The sequence below is a fragment of the Shinella sp. WSD5-1 genome (genome assembly GCF_963942435.1).
GTDB classification, from domain to species: Bacteria; Pseudomonadota; Alphaproteobacteria; order Rhizobiales; family Rhizobiaceae; genus Shinella; species Shinella yambaruensis.
The window spans coordinates 4,007,399-4,023,317 of record NZ_OZ012596.1; the positions used below are offsets into that span (position 1 = coordinate 4,007,399).

General features: G+C 66.2%; 16 protein-coding genes. 1 reads left to right on the forward strand and 15 read right to left on the reverse strand.

The window, feature by feature from the left end; translation table 11 throughout:
• Window positions 1–201: 201 nt before the first annotated feature.
• Window positions 202–1,623, reverse strand: coding sequence for a cardiolipin synthase (gene cls / locus AABQ55_RS19610; protein ID WP_272806217.1), 1,422 nt, complete (start codon window positions 1,621–1,623; stop codon window positions 202–204).
• Window positions 1,624–1,700: 77 nt separating this feature from the next.
• Between cls and AABQ55_RS19615 the strand changes: the two genes are divergently transcribed.
• Window positions 1,701–2,105: a hypothetical protein gene (locus tag AABQ55_RS19615; protein WP_245082087.1), complete on the forward strand. Its 405-nt coding sequence runs from the start codon at window positions 1,701–1,703 to the stop codon at window positions 2,103–2,105.
• Between the two features lie 19 nt (window positions 2,106–2,124).
• Here AABQ55_RS19615 and AABQ55_RS19620 read toward each other — a convergent pair whose 3' ends face one another.
• From AABQ55_RS19620 to AABQ55_RS19685, 14 genes are all read right to left on the reverse strand, one after another.
• Entirely contained in the window at window positions 2,125–2,517 is a 393-nt protein-coding gene (locus AABQ55_RS19620; protein ID WP_272806218.1) for a hypothetical protein, read from the reverse strand.
• A complete protein-coding gene (locus AABQ55_RS19625) occupies window positions 2,514–2,744 on the reverse strand; it encodes a hypervirulence associated TUDOR domain-containing protein (RefSeq protein ID WP_272806219.1) in 231 nt (76 codons plus the stop codon). Before AABQ55_RS19625 ends, AABQ55_RS19620 begins: the two co-directional genes overlap by 4 nt.
• Before the next feature lie 27 nt (window positions 2,745–2,771).
• The gene (locus AABQ55_RS19630; RefSeq protein WP_272806220.1) at window positions 2,772–3,572 is read right to left on the reverse strand and encodes a family 1 encapsulin nanocompartment shell protein; all 801 of its coding nucleotides are present in this window, start codon (window positions 3,570–3,572) and stop codon (window positions 2,772–2,774) included.
• Entirely contained in the window at window positions 3,565–4,620 is a 1,056-nt protein-coding gene (locus AABQ55_RS19635; RefSeq protein ID WP_272806221.1) for a Dyp-type peroxidase, read from the reverse strand. The genes AABQ55_RS19630 and AABQ55_RS19635 overlap by 8 nt, the downstream gene beginning before the upstream one ends.
• Before the next feature lie 53 nt (window positions 4,621–4,673).
• Window positions 4,674–4,868 (reverse strand): hypothetical protein, encoded by a 195-nt coding sequence (locus AABQ55_RS19640; protein ID WP_272806222.1) that lies wholly within the window; start codon window positions 4,866–4,868, stop codon window positions 4,674–4,676.
• A 58-nt stretch (window positions 4,869–4,926) separates the two neighbouring features.
• A complete protein-coding gene (locus AABQ55_RS19645) occupies window positions 4,927–5,181 on the reverse strand; it encodes a DUF2171 domain-containing protein (RefSeq protein ID WP_245082102.1) in 255 nt (84 codons plus the stop codon).
• A gap of 25 nt (window positions 5,182–5,206) precedes the next feature.
• Complete coding sequence (clpB, locus tag AABQ55_RS19650; RefSeq protein WP_272806223.1) at window positions 5,207–7,816, reverse strand: ATP-dependent chaperone ClpB; 2,610 nt, start codon at window positions 7,814–7,816, stop codon at window positions 5,207–5,209.
• Window positions 7,817–7,985: 169 nt separating this feature from the next.
• Entirely contained in the window at window positions 7,986–10,019 is a 2,034-nt protein-coding gene (locus tag AABQ55_RS19655; RefSeq protein WP_272806224.1) for a sensor histidine kinase, read from the reverse strand.
• The gene (locus tag AABQ55_RS19660; protein ID WP_272806225.1) at window positions 10,012–11,397 is read right to left on the reverse strand and encodes a sigma-54-dependent transcriptional regulator; all 1,386 of its coding nucleotides are present in this window, start codon (window positions 11,395–11,397) and stop codon (window positions 10,012–10,014) included. The genes AABQ55_RS19655 and AABQ55_RS19660 overlap by 8 nt, the downstream gene beginning before the upstream one ends.
• 25 nt (window positions 11,398–11,422) lie before the next feature.
• Window positions 11,423–11,704, reverse strand: coding sequence for a chaperone modulator CbpM (locus tag AABQ55_RS19665; RefSeq protein ID WP_272806226.1), 282 nt, complete (start codon window positions 11,702–11,704; stop codon window positions 11,423–11,425).
• 2 nt (window positions 11,705–11,706) lie between these two features.
• Window positions 11,707–12,603 (reverse strand): J domain-containing protein, encoded by an 897-nt coding sequence (locus AABQ55_RS19670; RefSeq protein ID WP_272806227.1) that lies wholly within the window; start codon window positions 12,601–12,603, stop codon window positions 11,707–11,709.
• 99 nt (window positions 12,604–12,702) lie between these two features.
• Window positions 12,703–14,583 carry a molecular chaperone DnaK gene (dnaK, locus tag AABQ55_RS19675; RefSeq protein ID WP_272806228.1) on the reverse strand — a complete coding sequence of 627 codons (1,881 nt, stop codon included), beginning with the start codon at window positions 14,581–14,583 and terminating at the stop codon, window positions 12,703–12,705.
• 528 nt (window positions 14,584–15,111) lie between these two features.
• On the reverse strand, window positions 15,112–15,711 hold the full coding sequence (gene grpE / locus AABQ55_RS19680) for a nucleotide exchange factor GrpE (protein WP_272806229.1): 600 nt from the start codon (window positions 15,709–15,711) through the stop codon (window positions 15,112–15,114).
• A gap of 30 nt (window positions 15,712–15,741) precedes the next feature.
• Window positions 15,742–15,906, reverse strand: coding sequence for a hypothetical protein (locus AABQ55_RS19685; RefSeq protein WP_272806230.1), 165 nt, complete (start codon window positions 15,904–15,906; stop codon window positions 15,742–15,744).
• Window positions 15,907–15,919: the final 13 nt, after the last annotated feature.

A 15,919-nucleotide genomic window follows, 5' to 3' on the forward strand; every position in this document is an offset into this window, starting at 1 on the left:
AAGCGGCCGCGCCACACCAGCATATTTAACATGCTAAGCAAATTATGCAGGTTTTGCCCGATAATCAATAGGCGTGATCGCGGCCAGAACATTTACAGCCGAAGCCGCATCGCCTCGACGTCATGCTCGCCCAGGATGGAGCCGCCCGCGCAAGCCGACGGCAGGGGGAGAAGGAACGTTATTCATGGCGGGGGATCACGGCTACAGTAGCGGCCCGACGATCGCGAGGGCATTGTTCCACAGGCGCCGCCCGATGCCCCAGGAGCCGACCTCCTCCGGCAGGATCCGCAGGCATTGCGTGAGATAGGTCTCCTGCCGGGCACGCAGCGTCGCCGTCAGGTCCGCGTCCTCGACGAGGACGTTGTTCTCGTAGTTGAGGTCGAAGCTGCGCCGGTCCATGTTGGCCGAACCGATCAGCGTGATTTCCCCGTCCATGGTCAGCGTCTTGGCGTGAAGCAGCCCGGCTTCGTATTCGAAGATCTTCACCCCCGCATGGAGAAGGTCGGAATAATAGCTGCGGCTTGCCGCCGCCACGGCGAAGTCGTCGTTGCGCGCGGGGAAAACGAGGGTGGTGTCGACACCCCGGTTGGCGCAGGCGCAGAGCGCCGCCTGCATCGCCGCGTCCGGCACATAGTAGGGCGTCGTGATAAACAGCGAGCGCTTCGCCGCATAGATGAGGGTCTCGAACATTTCCGGCATGGCCGAGTTGCGGAAGGTGGGGCCGGTGGCGATCACCTGCGCGGTGAAACCGGGCTTCACCGCTTCCATCGGCCGGCGCAGGAGATCACTGATATCGCCACCGCCGTTGCCCATCCAGTCACTGGCGAAGAGATGCTGGTTCTGCCGCACCACCGGACCCTCGAACCGCATCAGCACATCGACCCAGGGGGCGAATTTCCTCTTGGGCAGGAACTCGGGATCGGCGCAGTTCTGGCTCCCGCAATAGGTGATGCGGTTGTCGATGACCGCGATCTTGCGGTGGTTGCGCAGATCGATGCGGCCGGTAAGCGCGCGCAGGAGCGGGTTGCCGATCACCAGCGCCCGGCGGACATCCGCCCCCGCCGCCGCCATGTCCCGCCAGAGCGGGCCCCGCACGAGATCGCGCGAACCCAGATCGTCGACGAGGACCCGGCAGGCAACCCCGCGCCGCGCGGCACGCTGCACCGCCTCCGCCACCTTCGTGCCGTTGCGGTCGGCAAGCCAGATGTAGAACAGGAGATGGACATGGTCGCTCGCCGCGTCGATATCCGCGACCATCGCATCGATGGCGGCGTTCGAGTCCTCCATCAGGCGGGCACTGTTGCCGCCTACCGGCAGGTAGCCGCTGATCGACCGGCCGACGGCGAAGAGCGCCTCGTGCCTGTCCGGCGTCCGCGGCGCAGCATGCCAGCCCGGCGCATCCTGTGGCCGCGGCAGGCCAAGGAACGCCGCCTTCAGCCGTTCCACACGCTTGCGCCCGACATTCGTCCGCCCGACGAGAAGATAAGCCAGCGCGCCGAGATAGGGCAGCGTCAGGACGAGGACGAGCCAGGCGGCGCGCGATTCCGGCTGCCGGTGCGGACGCAAGAGGATATGCGCGGCAGCAACCGCGACAACGAGAATGTGCACGGCCATGAACACCATATTGCGCCTCCACCCGTCGCATTCCCTTCACCGATCCCGTACCATCCCGAAAACCCCTGGGAAAGGCGAGACCACCCATGCGCGCATTGCGTCGTATCGTTGACGATATCCGGGCGCTGGTCCGCGCCAGCAGCATCCCGCACTCCCACCTGCGCGACAGGCTGAGCGCCGCCCTCGCGCTGACCTTCCTCGTCGACATCGTCGCGAGCGGCCTTCTTTTCCTTCTGGAGAGAAACCATTCGCAAACGGACATCCATACCTTCTGGGATGCGTTGTTCTTCACCACCTCGCAGTTGACGACGCTCTCCTCCGCCATGGCAAACCCCGTCACCGTGCCCGGAAAGGTGCTGTGCCTGCTGATCGATATCTATGCGATCACCGTGGTCGCGACCGTGGCCGGCATGTTCGGCGCCTTTTTCTCCCACCGCAGCGCCGATATCGCACGAGACGGGCAGCGGGATGGCCCCGACAGGCCGGCGTGAGGGATGGCCGGCCCATCCCTCAAGGGGCATGCCCATAGAGAAGATCGAGCGCGGCGAGCACGATGAGAAGATAGGTGCCGTTGCCGGCGGCGTCCTCGTCTTCGGAAAGGTCGAAGCGTTTCCACGCGCCTTGCCGGTTGCCGGCCTCGTATTCGCGGATCACCGTCTCGGCGGTCTCACGGGTCTCGGCGAACTGCGCGGGATCGAAATGCAGCCCCTCCCCGTCGGCGAAAAGACCGTGCGCCCTCAGAAAAGCCGCCATGGGCATGGACGTCCCGGAAAGATAGACCAGGAGGTCGCCGGCATCCATCGGCTGGTCCGCCGATTGGGGCACCAGGCCGGCGCGGTCGGTCAGCAGACCGGCTTTCGCCTGGATGTCCTGCGTCAGTTGACGGGTCGTCACGAGGGTCATGACGTGCTCCATTCGCCCTCGACGAGACTGAGAGCGCCGCCCTTGTGTGCGGCGATGTGGTCGGTCTTGTCGCTCTTGATCTCATATTGCGGATCATCGGGCGATGCCCGGTGGGTGTGGCCCTTGTAGTCGAAGTCTTCGGTATGGACGGCGATGATGGTGCCCGACACCCGGCCGGCCTCCGAATTCCAGGTGACATGGTCACCGACTGCAAATCGCCTGCTCACTCCGTCCTCCTTTCCTGCCGTTCCGCCTCACTCCGGCACCAGCGCCACCGCCGCTTCGGTCGTCAGCGTGCGGAAGATCAGGCTTTCCTGCACATAGAGGTCGACGGTCGTGGCCGAATGGCCGAGATAGCCGATGGAGAAATCCTGCCCGACGGTCAGCTCGAAATCGCCGCCGCGCAGCGACAGGACGAGGCCGCCTTCGATGGCCGGCGCCCAGACGATCCCGCCGTCGACGATCCGCTCGATATGGTGGAAGACCGGATAGCCATCGTCGCTGCCGCCGCTCGCGGCGATATAGGCGTCGCTGCCGAGCACCAGCGCATACGGCCCCTGCACGCCGGCAAGGCGAAGCTGGCCGACCGCCCGCGCCACCGCATCGGAATAGCGCTTCACGCCGGCCGGCAGCGGCACGGCGGGATTGCTCGCGGCCGCGCGGATACCCTTGATGCCGGCGGCGGCATAGCCGTCGAACACGGCGCGGTCCTCGGCAAAGGCGATCGTGCGCATCGCCTCCTTGACCGGCGACCAGTCGCTGTCGAGCGCGCCGCGCTCCACGTCGTCGATGGCGCTGCGCGAAAGCTGGAAGGGCACGCGAAGCTCGACCAGCGCCTTGACCTCGCGTTTCACCGACTGCACGCCTTCGGCAGGCGGCGCGATCGGCATCACATGGCCCGTGCCGACCGCCGAAAGGCCGGAGCCTGAGGGGCCGACCATGTCGACCACCCGGCGGGCGGCGAGGTGGCGCTTGAGCGTGCGCGCCGCCTCTTCCTCGATTTCCGCCCAGGCGGCCTCGGAGACGGGTGCAAGTGCACGGTGCAGGTTATTCATGAGAAGCCCCTTTCCGGAGAGAGCCGATGCCGAGCGATCCGTCGCCGCGGCGCGAGGGTGGCGGGTCCGCCGCCGCCGGCGCAGCCGCCGCGGGCGCCGCAACGCCATCGGGCAGGACCGCGTCGAGGAAGGAGGCGGAGGGAATGAAGAACAGCGTGCCGGTGACCGCGCGGCTGAAATCGAGCAGCCGGTCGTAATTGCCCGGCGGACGGCCGATGAACATGTTCTCCAGCATCATCTCGATCCGCCGCGGCGAGCGCGCATAGCCGATGAAATAGGTGCCGAACTCGCCCTTGCCGACGCTGCCGAACGGCATGTTGTCGCGGAGGATCTCCAGCTGCTCGCCATTCTCCTCGATCGTGGTGAGCGCGTTGTGCGCGTAACTCGGCTTGGCGGCATCGGAGAGTTCGATGTCAGAAAGCTTTTCCCGGCCGATGATCCTCTCCTGTTCGCAAACGGGCACACGGTTCCAGGCGGCGAGGTCATGCAGGTATTTCTGCACGATCACATAGCTGCCGCCGGCAAAATCCGGGTCCTCGTCGCCGATGATCGTGGCCGCCACGGCAGCGCCGTCGACCGGGTTTTCCGTGCCGTCGACGAAGCCGATCAGGTCGCGGTCGTCAAAATAGTTGAAGCCGTGCACCTCGTCTTCCGTCGAAACGAAGCCGGTCAGGCGGCTCATGATCTGGCTCGCCAGCTCGAAACAGAGATCCATGCGCGCGGCGCGGATGTGGAACAGAAGATCGCCGGGCGTGGCGACCGCATGGTGCTGGCCGCGGATTTCGCGGAAGGGATGCAGCTCCTTCGGGCGCGGCGCGCCGAACAGCCGGTCCCAGGCATCCGAGCCGATGCCGAAGACGCAGGAGAGCCCGCCCTCCAGATCGCGGAAACCAACCGCCCGCAAAAGGCCGGACAGATCGGCGCAGAGCGCTCGAACCGCAGTCTCGGCCTCCCGGCCGGACCCGAGCGTGACGACCAGAAAGATGGCTGCGCGCGTCAGCCGCGCCGCGACCGGCTGCGGGACGACGGAAGGGAGGACTGCATTCATGGGCAACCTGTTCGGCAATGGCGGGAAGAGACGAAGCCGGCTGGAAAGCCGGCTCAATCCATGTCGCGGAAGGCGTGTCCGTTTGCCTCGACCGCCTTCACCACATCGGAAGGTAGCGAGTCTTTTTCCACCGTGCCATCGAAAATCCAGTCCTTCGCATCGGCAATGTCGGGCAGGCCGGCGCCGGTGCGCACATAAAGGCCGATCGCCGGCTTTTGAGGATTCAGGTAGAGATCGTAGTTTTCCATGAGGGCGCCCTGTGCTGGAGAAAACGGGGCGGCCGGAGGAAAGCCGCCCCGGAGCTGGTCAGAGGTCGACCGGACGGCCGGATTTTTCCTCTTCCAGCGTCACGGCGATATTGGCATTGGCCGACAGGCGCACCTTGTCGCCCTCGACGCCGGCCACGAAGCCCATCTCGATGTAGTGGTGGTGGCCTTCGTGATGGCCGAAACTGTCGCTCTTCTTCAGCTTGATGCGGTTGCCTTCCACGCGGTCGACCGTGCCCACATGCACGCCGTCGGCGCCAATGACTTCCATGTTTTCCCGAACCTTGTCGCTCATGCCATTTCTCCCTTTCGGATGATGTTCAGACCATGTCGAATTCGTCTTCATCGACGAATTCAGGCTTCCTGCCATTGAAGGTGATATCGCCATCGGCGGCGGAAACGCGAACGCTCGTTCCGTCGCGCACCTCGCCGGCGAGGATCATTTCCGCCAACGGATCTTGTACATAGCGTTGGATCGCCCGTTTCAAGGGACGGGCGCCGTAGGCCGGATCCCAGCCCTTTTCCGCCAGCCAGTCGCGGCCGGCGTCATCGAGGGTGACCGCGATCTTGCGCTCTTCCAGCATGCGGGCGAGGCGCGCGAACTGGATGTCGACGATCTTGCCCATGTCGCTCTTCTGCAGACGGTGAAAGAGGATCACGGCATCGATGCGGTTCAGGAACTCCGGCCGGAAATGCGCCCGGACCATCGTCATGACCTCATCGCGCACGGCGCTGGTCTTTTCCCCCTCCGGCTGGTTGAGGAGGAATTCCGCGCCGATGTTGGAGGTCATGATGATGAGCGTGTTGCGGAAATCGACCGTCCTGCCCTGCCCGTCGGTCAGCCGGCCGTCATCCAGCACCTGGAGCAGGATGTTGAACGTGTCGGGATGGGCCTTCTCGATCTCGTCGAAGAGGATGACCTGATAGGGACGGCGGCGAACGGCCTCCGTCAGCACGCCGCCTTCGTCATAGCCGACATAGCCGGGTGGCGCGCCGATCAGCCTTGCGACGGAGTGTTTCTCCATGAATTCCGACATGTCGATGCGCAGCATCGCGGTGTCGTCGTCGAAGAGGAAGGCCGCGAGCGCCTTGGCAAGCTCGGTCTTGCCGACGCCCGTCGGGCCGAGGAACATGAAGGATCCGATCGGCCGGTTCGGATCCTGGAGGCCGGCGCGCGACCGGCGCACGGCGGTGGAGACGGCACGTACCGCCTGCGCCTGCCCGACGACGCGCCTGCGCAGCGTCTCTTCCATGTGCAGCAGCTTTTCCCTCTCGCCCTCCAGCATCCGGTCGACCGGCACGCCCGTCCAGCGCGAGACCACCTCGGCGATATTGTCGGCGGTCACCGTTTCACCGGCGGAGGAATGTTCGCCCTCCTCGATGGCCGCGAGCTTCTTTTCGATCTCCGGGATCGTGCTGTAGGCAAGCTCCCCCGCCCGCTGGAATTCGCCCTTGCGCTGGGCGTTGGCGAGTTCCGTGCGCAGGTTCTCGAGCTCGCCCTTCAATCTCTGGGCGTCGGACAGCTTGCCCTTTTCCGCCTGCCATTTCGAGGTGAGATCGGCCGAGCGGCGCTCCATGTCCGCCAGTTCCGTGTCCAGCGCCTTCAGCCGGCTTTTCGAACCTGCGTCGTGCTCCTTCTTCAAGGCCTCCTGCTCGATCTTGGCGCGGATGATCTCGCGGTCGAGGGAATCCAGCTCGTCCGGCTTGGAATCGACCTGCATCTTCAGCCGCGCCGCCGCCTCGTCCATCAGGTCGATGGCCTTGTCCGGCAGGAAGCGGTCGGTGATGTAGCGGTTGGAGAGCGCGGCGGCGGCGACGAGGGCGGAATCGGCGATGCGCACGCCGTGGTGCAGCTCGTATTTCTCCTTGAGGCCGCGCAGGATGGAGATCGTGTCCTCCACCGTTGGCTCGGGCACGAAGACCGGCTGGAAACGGCGGGCGAGCGCCGGATCCTTCTCCACATGCTTGCGATATTCGTCGAGCGTCGTCGCCCCCACGCAATGCAGCTCGCCACGCGCCAGCGCCGGCTTCAGGAGGTTGGAGGCGTCCATCGCGCCGTCCGTCTTGCCGGCACCGATCAGGGTATGCATCTCGTCGATGAAAAGGATGATGCCGCCGGCCGCGGAGGTCACCTCCTGCAGCACGGCCTTCAGGCGCTCCTCGAACTCGCCGCGATATTTCGCGCCGGCGATCAAGGCCCCCATGTCGAGCGCCATCAGGGCCTTGTCCTTGAGGCTTTCCGGCACGTCACCGTTGACGATGCGCAGCGCCAGCCCTTCCACGATGGCCGTCTTGCCGACGCCCGGCTCGCCGATCAGAACCGGGTTGTTCTTCGTGCGGCGGGAGAGGACCTGGATGGTGCGGCGGATTTCCTCGTCGCGGCCGATCACCGGGTCGAGCTTGCCGTCGCGGGCGGCGCGCGTGAGGTCACGGGCATATTTCTTCAGCGCGTCATAGGCGTTTTCGGCCGAGGCATTGTCGGCGGTGCGGCCCTTGCGCAGCTTGTCGATGGCGGCGGCGAGGAGCGCCGCGTCGAGCCCGCTGCGTTCCAGAAGCTTGCCTGCGTCGCTCTGCCTGTCCTCCAGCATGGCCTGGAACAGGCGCTCGACCGTGACGAAGCTGTCGCCGGCCTTCTGTGCCAGCTTTTCCGCCGCGGACAGCAGCCGGGCGGCCTCCGAGGCCAGATAGACCTGGCCCGAGCCGCCCGTGACCTTCGGCAGCTTCGCCAGCTCCGTCTCCGTCACCGCAAGAAGGGCGCGCGCGCTGCCGCCGGCCCGTTCGACGAGGCCCGAGACCAGCCCCTCCTCGTCGTCCAGAAGAACCTTGAGCAGATGCAGGCTGGTGAATTGCTGGTTGCCCTCGCGCGTGGCCAGCGACTGTGCCGACTGAATGAAGCCGCGCGCGCGATCGGTAAATTTCTCGACGTCCATCGATCACCTCTCCCATGGGGCCGGCCTGCCGCCGTCCTGCCTCGGGAAAGGAATTGCAACGGGCATGCCAGTCTTCATGACGAGAGAAATCAAGGGCTTGCGCTGCAGATTGGCAGCCGCTCAAGACAGAGTGTCGAAAAGCCCGCGGACATTCTGTCCGGCATTCCCGTCAGAAATCATCCTCTGTCGCCGGCAGCCAGACCTTGAAGGTCGTGCCTTCGCCGGGCTGGCTGCGGACCGTGATCTTGCCGCCGTGCTGCGACATCAGCATCTGGCTGATCGAAAGGCCGAGGCCGGTGCCTTCCCGGGATTTGGTGGTGAAGAAGGGATCGAAGATCCTGCCCATCACGTCCGGCGTCATGCCCGCGCCGGTATCGCTCACCTCGATCTCGACGCCGTCCACGCCGCCATGCGCGGCATCGACGGTGCGCAGTCCAAGGCGCCCGCCCCGCGGCATGGCATGGATGGCATTGACGATCAGGTTGACGAGAACCTGCTGAAGCTCCGTCCGGCTCATCCGGATCAGGCGCAGCGCGCGGTCCTCGCGCTCGACGGTGATCATCGTCTTCTTCAGGAGGTGCTGCACCAGCGGCAGAGTGTCGGAAATGACATCGGCGGGGGCATAGTCCTCGGTGAAGCCGGCATATTCCTGCGGCTTGGCGAATTGCAAGAGCTTGGTGACGATCTCGGTGATGCGGTTCATCTGCTGGTTGATCAGGCGAAACTCCGTCTTCGCCTCCTCGGCGCCCGGCCCCATCATGTCACGGATGATTTCGAGGTTGCCCTGCATGACGGCGATCGGGTTGTTGATCTCGTGGGCGACGCCGGCCGTGATCTCGCCGATGGCGGCGAGCTTCTCCGACATGACGAGCTGGCGCGTCGTCGTCTCCAGGCGCGCGGCGGTATCGCGCAGTTCGAGCGCCCGCTGCTCCGCCCGTTGGCTGAGCTCGTCGTTCCACAGGCGAAGCTCCGCGTCACGCGTCTGGATGCCGTCGAGGAGCCTGTCCAGCTCGCTCGCCACGAGACCGATCTCGTCGCGGTTTTCGACCGCCCCGGTCCGCGCCGCAAGGTCCCCGTCCTCGACCCGCGCGATGGTCTCCTTCATGCGTTCGAGCGGCCTGAAGATGGTGCGGGCCCAGATGAGGAAGAGCGGCACCGTGGCGAGGACGGCAGGCAGGAAAGCGACGCCCATCGTCAGCCATGTCTCGTGTTTCACCTTGGCGAAGGGCGCCTCGACGAAGCCAGCGTAGAGCATGCCCACCCGGCGGCCGTAGCTGTCCACGATCGGCTCATAGGCCGACACATACCAGTCGTTGACGACGAAGGCACTGTCGAGCCAGGTCTTGCCCTGGTCCAGCACCGTGCTGCGCACCTCTTCGGAAACGCGGGTGCCGATGGCGCGCCGATCACCGAACAGGCGTACATTCGTGCTGACGCGTATATCGTCGAGAAAGAGCGTGGCGGTGCCCTGCGTGCCGTCGGGCTGCGTGGAACCGTGATAGATGAGATCGTTGATCGCATCGACGAAACCGAGGTTGCGGTTGAGCAGGATGCCGCCGACGAGCGCGGCGCGCCGCCCGTCCGGCAAAAGCAGCGTGGCGGCCGATTGGAGAACGAGCCCGCGCGTCTCGACGAGGCCGCCCGGCGCGCCGTCACGCACCACGGGCACGATCTCGACGCGCGCCCTCTCCGCCAGTTGCGGGGAGAGCGCCGAAAGCTCCGAACCGGCGAACACGTCGATCGCCGTCCTCGACCGGCCGGCAAGCGCCGAAACCACCACGGGCCAGTCCCAGCGCAGCGTTGCGGGCGTCGCCGCCTTGTCGCCGGCAAGGATCTCGCCATCGTCGGCAACCACATACAAGAAATCGAACCCGCCGCGCTGCGCGGTCGCCTCGAGATAGACCGGAAACGCCCGGTCCGACTCGTTCCCGGCGCGCAGCAGCTGGCGGAAGCGCTCGGATTCTCCGATGGCGACCAGCCTGTTTTCGGTGTTTTCCAGAATACGGGAAAGATATTGGCGTGCGATCGTCAGGTCGTCGTTCACCTTCGCGATCGTCACCGCGTCGAAACGATCGTTCCACCGGTCGATGCCGATGGCGAGCAGGACCGGCAGGACGACCAGCATCGGAACCAGCGCGATCGCCAGCAGGCGGTAGCGCACCGACCGCCGGAAGAAGCCTGATTTTTCGCTCGCCTCAGCCATACCAGCTTGCATATTTTCGATCGATGGTCTTGCGCGAAATGCCGAGGCGCCGGGCCGCCTCCTCCCGGTCGCCCCGCGCCTCCCGCAGCACGGCAAGGATATGCCGCCGCTCCATGTCGGCAAGGTTCTCGCTGCGCGGCTGGTCGTCATCGGCCGCGACAGGCCCGATGCTGGCGGGAAAGCCGCCGAGGATGACGCTGCGCTCGATCAGGTTGCGCAGCTCGCGAATATTGCCGGGCCAGTCGTAGCGGAGCATCGCGGCTTCCGCCTTTTCGTCGATGCGAACGGGCGGCATGCCGAGCTGCTGGGAGAGTTCCCGCATGAACATGTCCGCCAGTTCCAGTACGTCCTCGCCCCGGTCGCGCAGGGGCGGAAGATGGATCTGGATGACATTGATGCGGAAATAGAGGTCCGCCCGGAAGGTGCCTGCCTCCACGCGCTTGGCGAGATCGGCGTTGGTGGCGAAGATGAAGCGGGCATCGAAGGGAACCTCCCGCTCCGAGCCGACCGGCCGCACGCGCCGGTCTTCGAGGACGCGCAGCAGCTTGGTCTGCAGCGGCAGGGGCAGCTCCCCGACCTCGTCGAGAAACACCGTGCCGCCATGCGCATGCAGCATCAGGCCTTCACGGCTGCGGCTGGCGCCCGTGAAGGCGCCCTTGAGGTGGCCGAACAGTTCGCTCTCGATCATGTCCGCCGGAATCGCGCCGCAGTTGATCGGCACGAAGAGCTTGTCGGCCCGGTCGGACAGCATATGCAGCGAGCGCGCCGCCACCTCCTTGCCGGTGCCCGACTGGCCGGTCAGGAGAACGGATGTCGGCAGCGGCGCGATACGGGCAATCGTCTCCCGGATGTGCTGGATGGCCTTGGACCCGCCGAGAAGCTTGTTGCGCAGGAGAAGCTGGTGCGACGGCGAGGTCAGTTCGTGGCGCAGCACGTCGTTCTCGCGCTGCAGCCGCTTGCGGTCCAGGCAGCGGGCAATGGCGTTGAGCAGCTGGTTCGAGCGGAAAGGCTTCAGGATGAAATCCACCACGCCGGCCCGCAGCGCATCGATGGCCGTGTCGAGGTCGGCATAGGCCGTCATCAGGATGACATCGGCGAAGAAGCCGATGGCGCGCTGCTCGGCCAGCCATTCGAGACCGGTCTGGCCGGGCATGATGTTGTCCATGATCACGACGTCGAAATTCTGCTCGTCGAGCTTGCGGGACGCCTCCACCGTATTGGCGGCGACATCGATCAGCCGGCAGCGCGGCCGCAGCGTCTTGATCAGGAAGTTGCAGATGCCGGGCTCGTCGTCGACGATGAGGATCGCGGCCTGGGCCAGCCATGGCCCGAACTCCGCAAGGCCGGGCGGCTCCGCCGCGCTTCTGTTCTGCCCCATCGTCCCGTCCTTTCCGTTTCCGCCGTCAGTCCCCGGTCTCGCCGACGTGCCTTCGCAGGGCGTCGAGCGCCTGGCGCATGCCGTGCAGCTGGTCCATCAGGTGCAGGATGACGTCGATGCCGGCATCGTTCGCGCCGAGGCCCGCGCGCAGCTCCAGGATCAGACGTGCCCGGGCGATGTCGATCTCCCGGAACCGCGGGCCCGACGGCGTCTGCTCGGGCACCAGCCATTCCTGCGCGATCCACACGTCCACAACCTGCCCCTTCAGCCCGGCGCTCTCCAGGAACGCCTCCTTGCTCATCGCCATGATCACGCCTCCTCACGCGGATTGAACGCCTGCCCCTTCGCCCAGCCGGCCACGAAGGCCTCCAGCGCCGGGTCCGGCGGGCTCGGCAGAACCACCTTCAGACGCACCAGCTGGTCGCCGAAGCCCCCGCCCCGGCGCGGCGCCCCCTTGCCCTTCAGCCGCAGCGTCGTGCCCGTGTTCGAGCCCTTCGGAACCGTCATCGTCACCGCGCCCGTGGCCGTCGGAACCCGCACCCGGCCGCCCAGAACCGCCTCGCCCAGCGAGACCGGCAGCTCGAGCGTGATGTCGTCGCCCTCCCGCGTGAAGCGCGGATCGGCCAGCACCTCCACCTCGATCAGCGCATCGCCCGCCCCGCCGCCGCCCGGCGCCCCCTTGCCCTTCAGCCGGATCACCTGGCCGCTGACCAGGCCCGGCGGGATCTTCACGTCCAGCGTGCCGCCGTCCGGCAGCGTGATGCGCCGCGTCGCCCCGGCGATGGAATCGGCGAAGGCGATCTCCAGCCGGTAGTGCAGGTCCGCGCCGCGCCGGTTCGCCCGCCCCTTCTGGCTGCGGCGCAGGAGGTCGGCGAAGATGTCGTCGCCGTCCATGAAGTCGGCATAGGCCGAGGCATCCGCATAGGGATGGTCCGCCGGCCCGCCGGCATAGTCGCGGTAATAGCCCTGGCGCGGCGGGCGCTCGGCGCCGGCGGCGTCGATCTCGCCCGCGTCGAAGCGCTTGCGCTTGTCCGCATCGCCCAAGAGGTCATAGGCCGCGGCGACCTCCTTGAACTTGTCTTCCGCCGCCTTGTCGCCCGGATTGAGGTCCGGGTGCAGCTTCTTGGCAAGCTTGCGATACGCACTCTGGATCTCGGCCGCCGTCGCGCCGGGCAAAACGCCGAGAACATCATAGGGACTTGTCACGACCGGCTCCAAATGCGGGTTGTGTCGATCATAATTAGGCCATGGCGGGCTTCCGGCAACGAGGCAGACTGCCCCGCCGCCGAATTTCCCCCATCATCCTCATTTGCGCTCGTCGTCGGGAACCTCGCTGAACTCCGCATCGACGACGCCGTCCTCCGCCGGGGCCGACGACGCCGCACCGGCGGACGCGGAAAACTGGGCGAGCGCCGAGACCTTCTCCTGCAAGGCCTCCGCCTTCTCGCGGATCGCGGCCGCATCCTCGCCGCCCAGCGCATCGCGCACGGCCACCGCCGCGGCTTCGACCGCCTGGCGATCCGCAGGGGCGGCGGCCGTCCCCTCTTCGGCAAGCGCCTTTTCGGCCGTATGCAGCACGGCTTCGGCGACGTTCCGCGCCTCGACGACCTCCTTGCGCTTGCGATCCTCGGCCGCATGCGTCTCGGCATCCTTGACCATGCGCTCGATATCCGCCTCGGAAAGGCCGCCGGAGGCCTGGATCTGGATGCGCTGCTCCTTGCCGGTGCCCTTGTCCTTCGCCGAAACGTTGACGATACCGTTGGCGTCGATGTCGAAGGTCACCTCGATCTGCGGCACGCCGCGCGGGGCGGGCGCGATGCCCATCAGGTCGAACTGGCCGAGCATCTTGTTGTCGGCCGCCATCTCGCGCTCGCCCTGGAAGACACGGATCGTCACGGCGCTCTGGTTGTCCTCGGCGGTGGAGAAGGTCTGGCTCTTCTTCGCCGGCACCGTGGTGTTGCGCTCGATGAGACGGGTGAAGACGCCGCCGAGCGTTTCGAGGCCGAGCGAGAGCGGCGTCACGTCGAGCAGCAGCACATCCTTGACATCGCCCTGGAGCACGCCCGCCTGGATGGCCGCGCCGACAGCGACCACCTCGTCCGGGTTGACGCCCTTGTGCGGTTCCTTGCCGAAGATCTTCTGCACGGTCTCCTGGATCTTCGGCATACGCGTCATGCCGCCGACCAGCACCACCTCGGCGACATCCTTGGCGTCGAGGCCCGCGTCCTTCAGCGCATTGAGGCAGGGCTCGATGGTCCGCTGCACGAGGTCCTCCACCAGCGCTTCGAATTTCGAGCGGGTGATCTTCACCTGAAGGTGCTTCGGCCCCGACGCGTCCGCGGTGATGAACGGCAGGTTGACCTCGGTCTGCGTGGAGGAGGACAGCTCGATCTTCGCCTTTTCCGCCGCTTCCTTCAGGCGCTGGAGGGCGAGCTTGTCCTTGCGGAGGTCGATGCCCTGGTCCTTCCTGAATTCGTCGGCGATGTACTCGACCAAGCGCATGTCGAAATCCTCGCCGCCGAGGAAGGTATCGCCATTGGTGGACTTGACCTCGAAGACCCCGTCGCCGATGTCGAGGATGGAAATGTCGAAGGTGCCGCCGCCGAGGTCGTAGACGGCGATCTTGGCCTGCTTCTTCTTCTCGAGGCCATAGGCGAGCGCGGCGGCCGTCGGCTCGTTGATGATGCGCAGCACCTCCAGGCCCGCGATCTTCCCCGCATCCTTGGTCGCCTGGCGCTGGGCGTCGTTGAAATAGGCGGGAACCGTGATGACCGCCTGCGTCACCGCCTCGCCGAGATTGGCTTCCGCGGTCTCCTTCATCTTCTGCAGGATCATCGCCGAGATCTGCGAGGGCGAGTAGGGCTTGCCTTCCGCCTCCACCCAGGCATCGCCATTGCCCGCCTTGACGATCTTGTAGGGCACCAGCCCCTGGTCCTTGGTCACGGTCGGATCGTCATAGCGCCGGCCGATCAGGCGCTTGACGGCGAAGATCGTGTTCGTTGGATTGGTCACGGCCTGCCGGCGGGCCGGCTGCCCGACGAGCCGCTCCCCGTCGCTGGTGAAGGCGACGATCGACGGGGTCGTGCGCGCGCCTTCCGAATTCTCGATGATACGCGCCGCCTTACCGTCCATGACCGCCACGCAGGAATTGGTTGTCCCCAGATCGATACCGATGACCTTTGCCATTGCGAACTCCTCCTTGCTGTTGCTCTTCCGGTCGGCGGATGCCGTCGCCATCCGTTTTCTCAGCAATGCCCATGCCAGTTCGCAAGCCGCGAAAATTCAATCATTTAAGAGAAGGAAGGCCACCATCGCAGACAAGCTGTCCGCCTTTCGCGGGACAATCTGTCGGCGTGGGGACCGCCTCGACGCACAAACCGTTGATTTCGCAATCGCGGCCGCATGGCACGTTTGTTGCAGTCCGTTCGCCGGGAGGGCCGTGTGCGGTGACCTTCCGGCATGGCAGACAGCAAGGACAGCAGATGACGATGCTCGGAAAGTGGCGCGCGGCAGCGCCATGCACAGCCAAGATGGGGCTCAGGGAGGCGCAGACCATCCTGCGCTCGCAAGCCGAGCCTGCCGGAACCGAACGGGTTCTGCTCGGCAATGCCGGCTTTCGCATCCTGGCCGAACCTCTTTTCGCCCGCATCGACTCTCCGCGCGAAACCGTCGCCGCTCGACCTGTAGGCGGCCGCTTCCACCGCCCTGTCCTGATCATCGTCCAAGGCTGCCTCGCACTTTGCCCGAAATGCCTAGCCGCCACCCGCCGCCGCCGGACCGCCCCCGCGCGACCCCCACCTTCGCGGCCCGCAACGGGCGCGAGCCGATGGCATAGCCCGGCGAGACGACCGTGCTGACGGTGCCGCTCGGCACCGAGGGATCGGCCACCTCGAACAGGGCCTCATGGAGGTGGGGATCGAACCGCTCGCCGAGCGGTTCGATCCGGCGAATGCCGTGTTTCTCGAAAACCTGCATCAGGTCCTTGCCGGTCAGCGCGACGCCATCGGCAAGCGTCTTCAGCACGGCCGAGCCTCGCCTTGCCTCCGCCGGCACGCTGGCCAGCGCCCGCTCCAGATTGTCGGCGACGCCGACGAGGTCGGCCGCGAACTTGCTGACGGCATATTGCCGCGCATCGCTGACATCGCGCTCGGCGCGGCGGCGCAGGTTCTCCGTCTCCGCGAGCGCCCGCAGCAGGCGGTCCTTGAGGTCGGCGACCTCCGCTTCCAGCCGCACGGCGGCCTCGACGGCGGCTTCGCCGGGTTCGTCGCGGGGTGTCTCCGTTTCCACGTCGTTCGGAGTTGCGGGTTTGCTCATGATCTTCTCCTCGCTCTTCATCGTTGATGGCTACCGGCCGGATGCCGGCTCGCCGAACATCGCCGCGCTGCCCGTGAGCACGGCGGCGACGAGCTTGGTGACGGCCACGGCCACATTGCCGGCCAGTGCCGCATAGACCGAGGCATGGGCGGCATGCGGTGCCGGCGGGCGCGGATCGGAAAGTGCTGCGTTCAAATCCGTTCCTCCT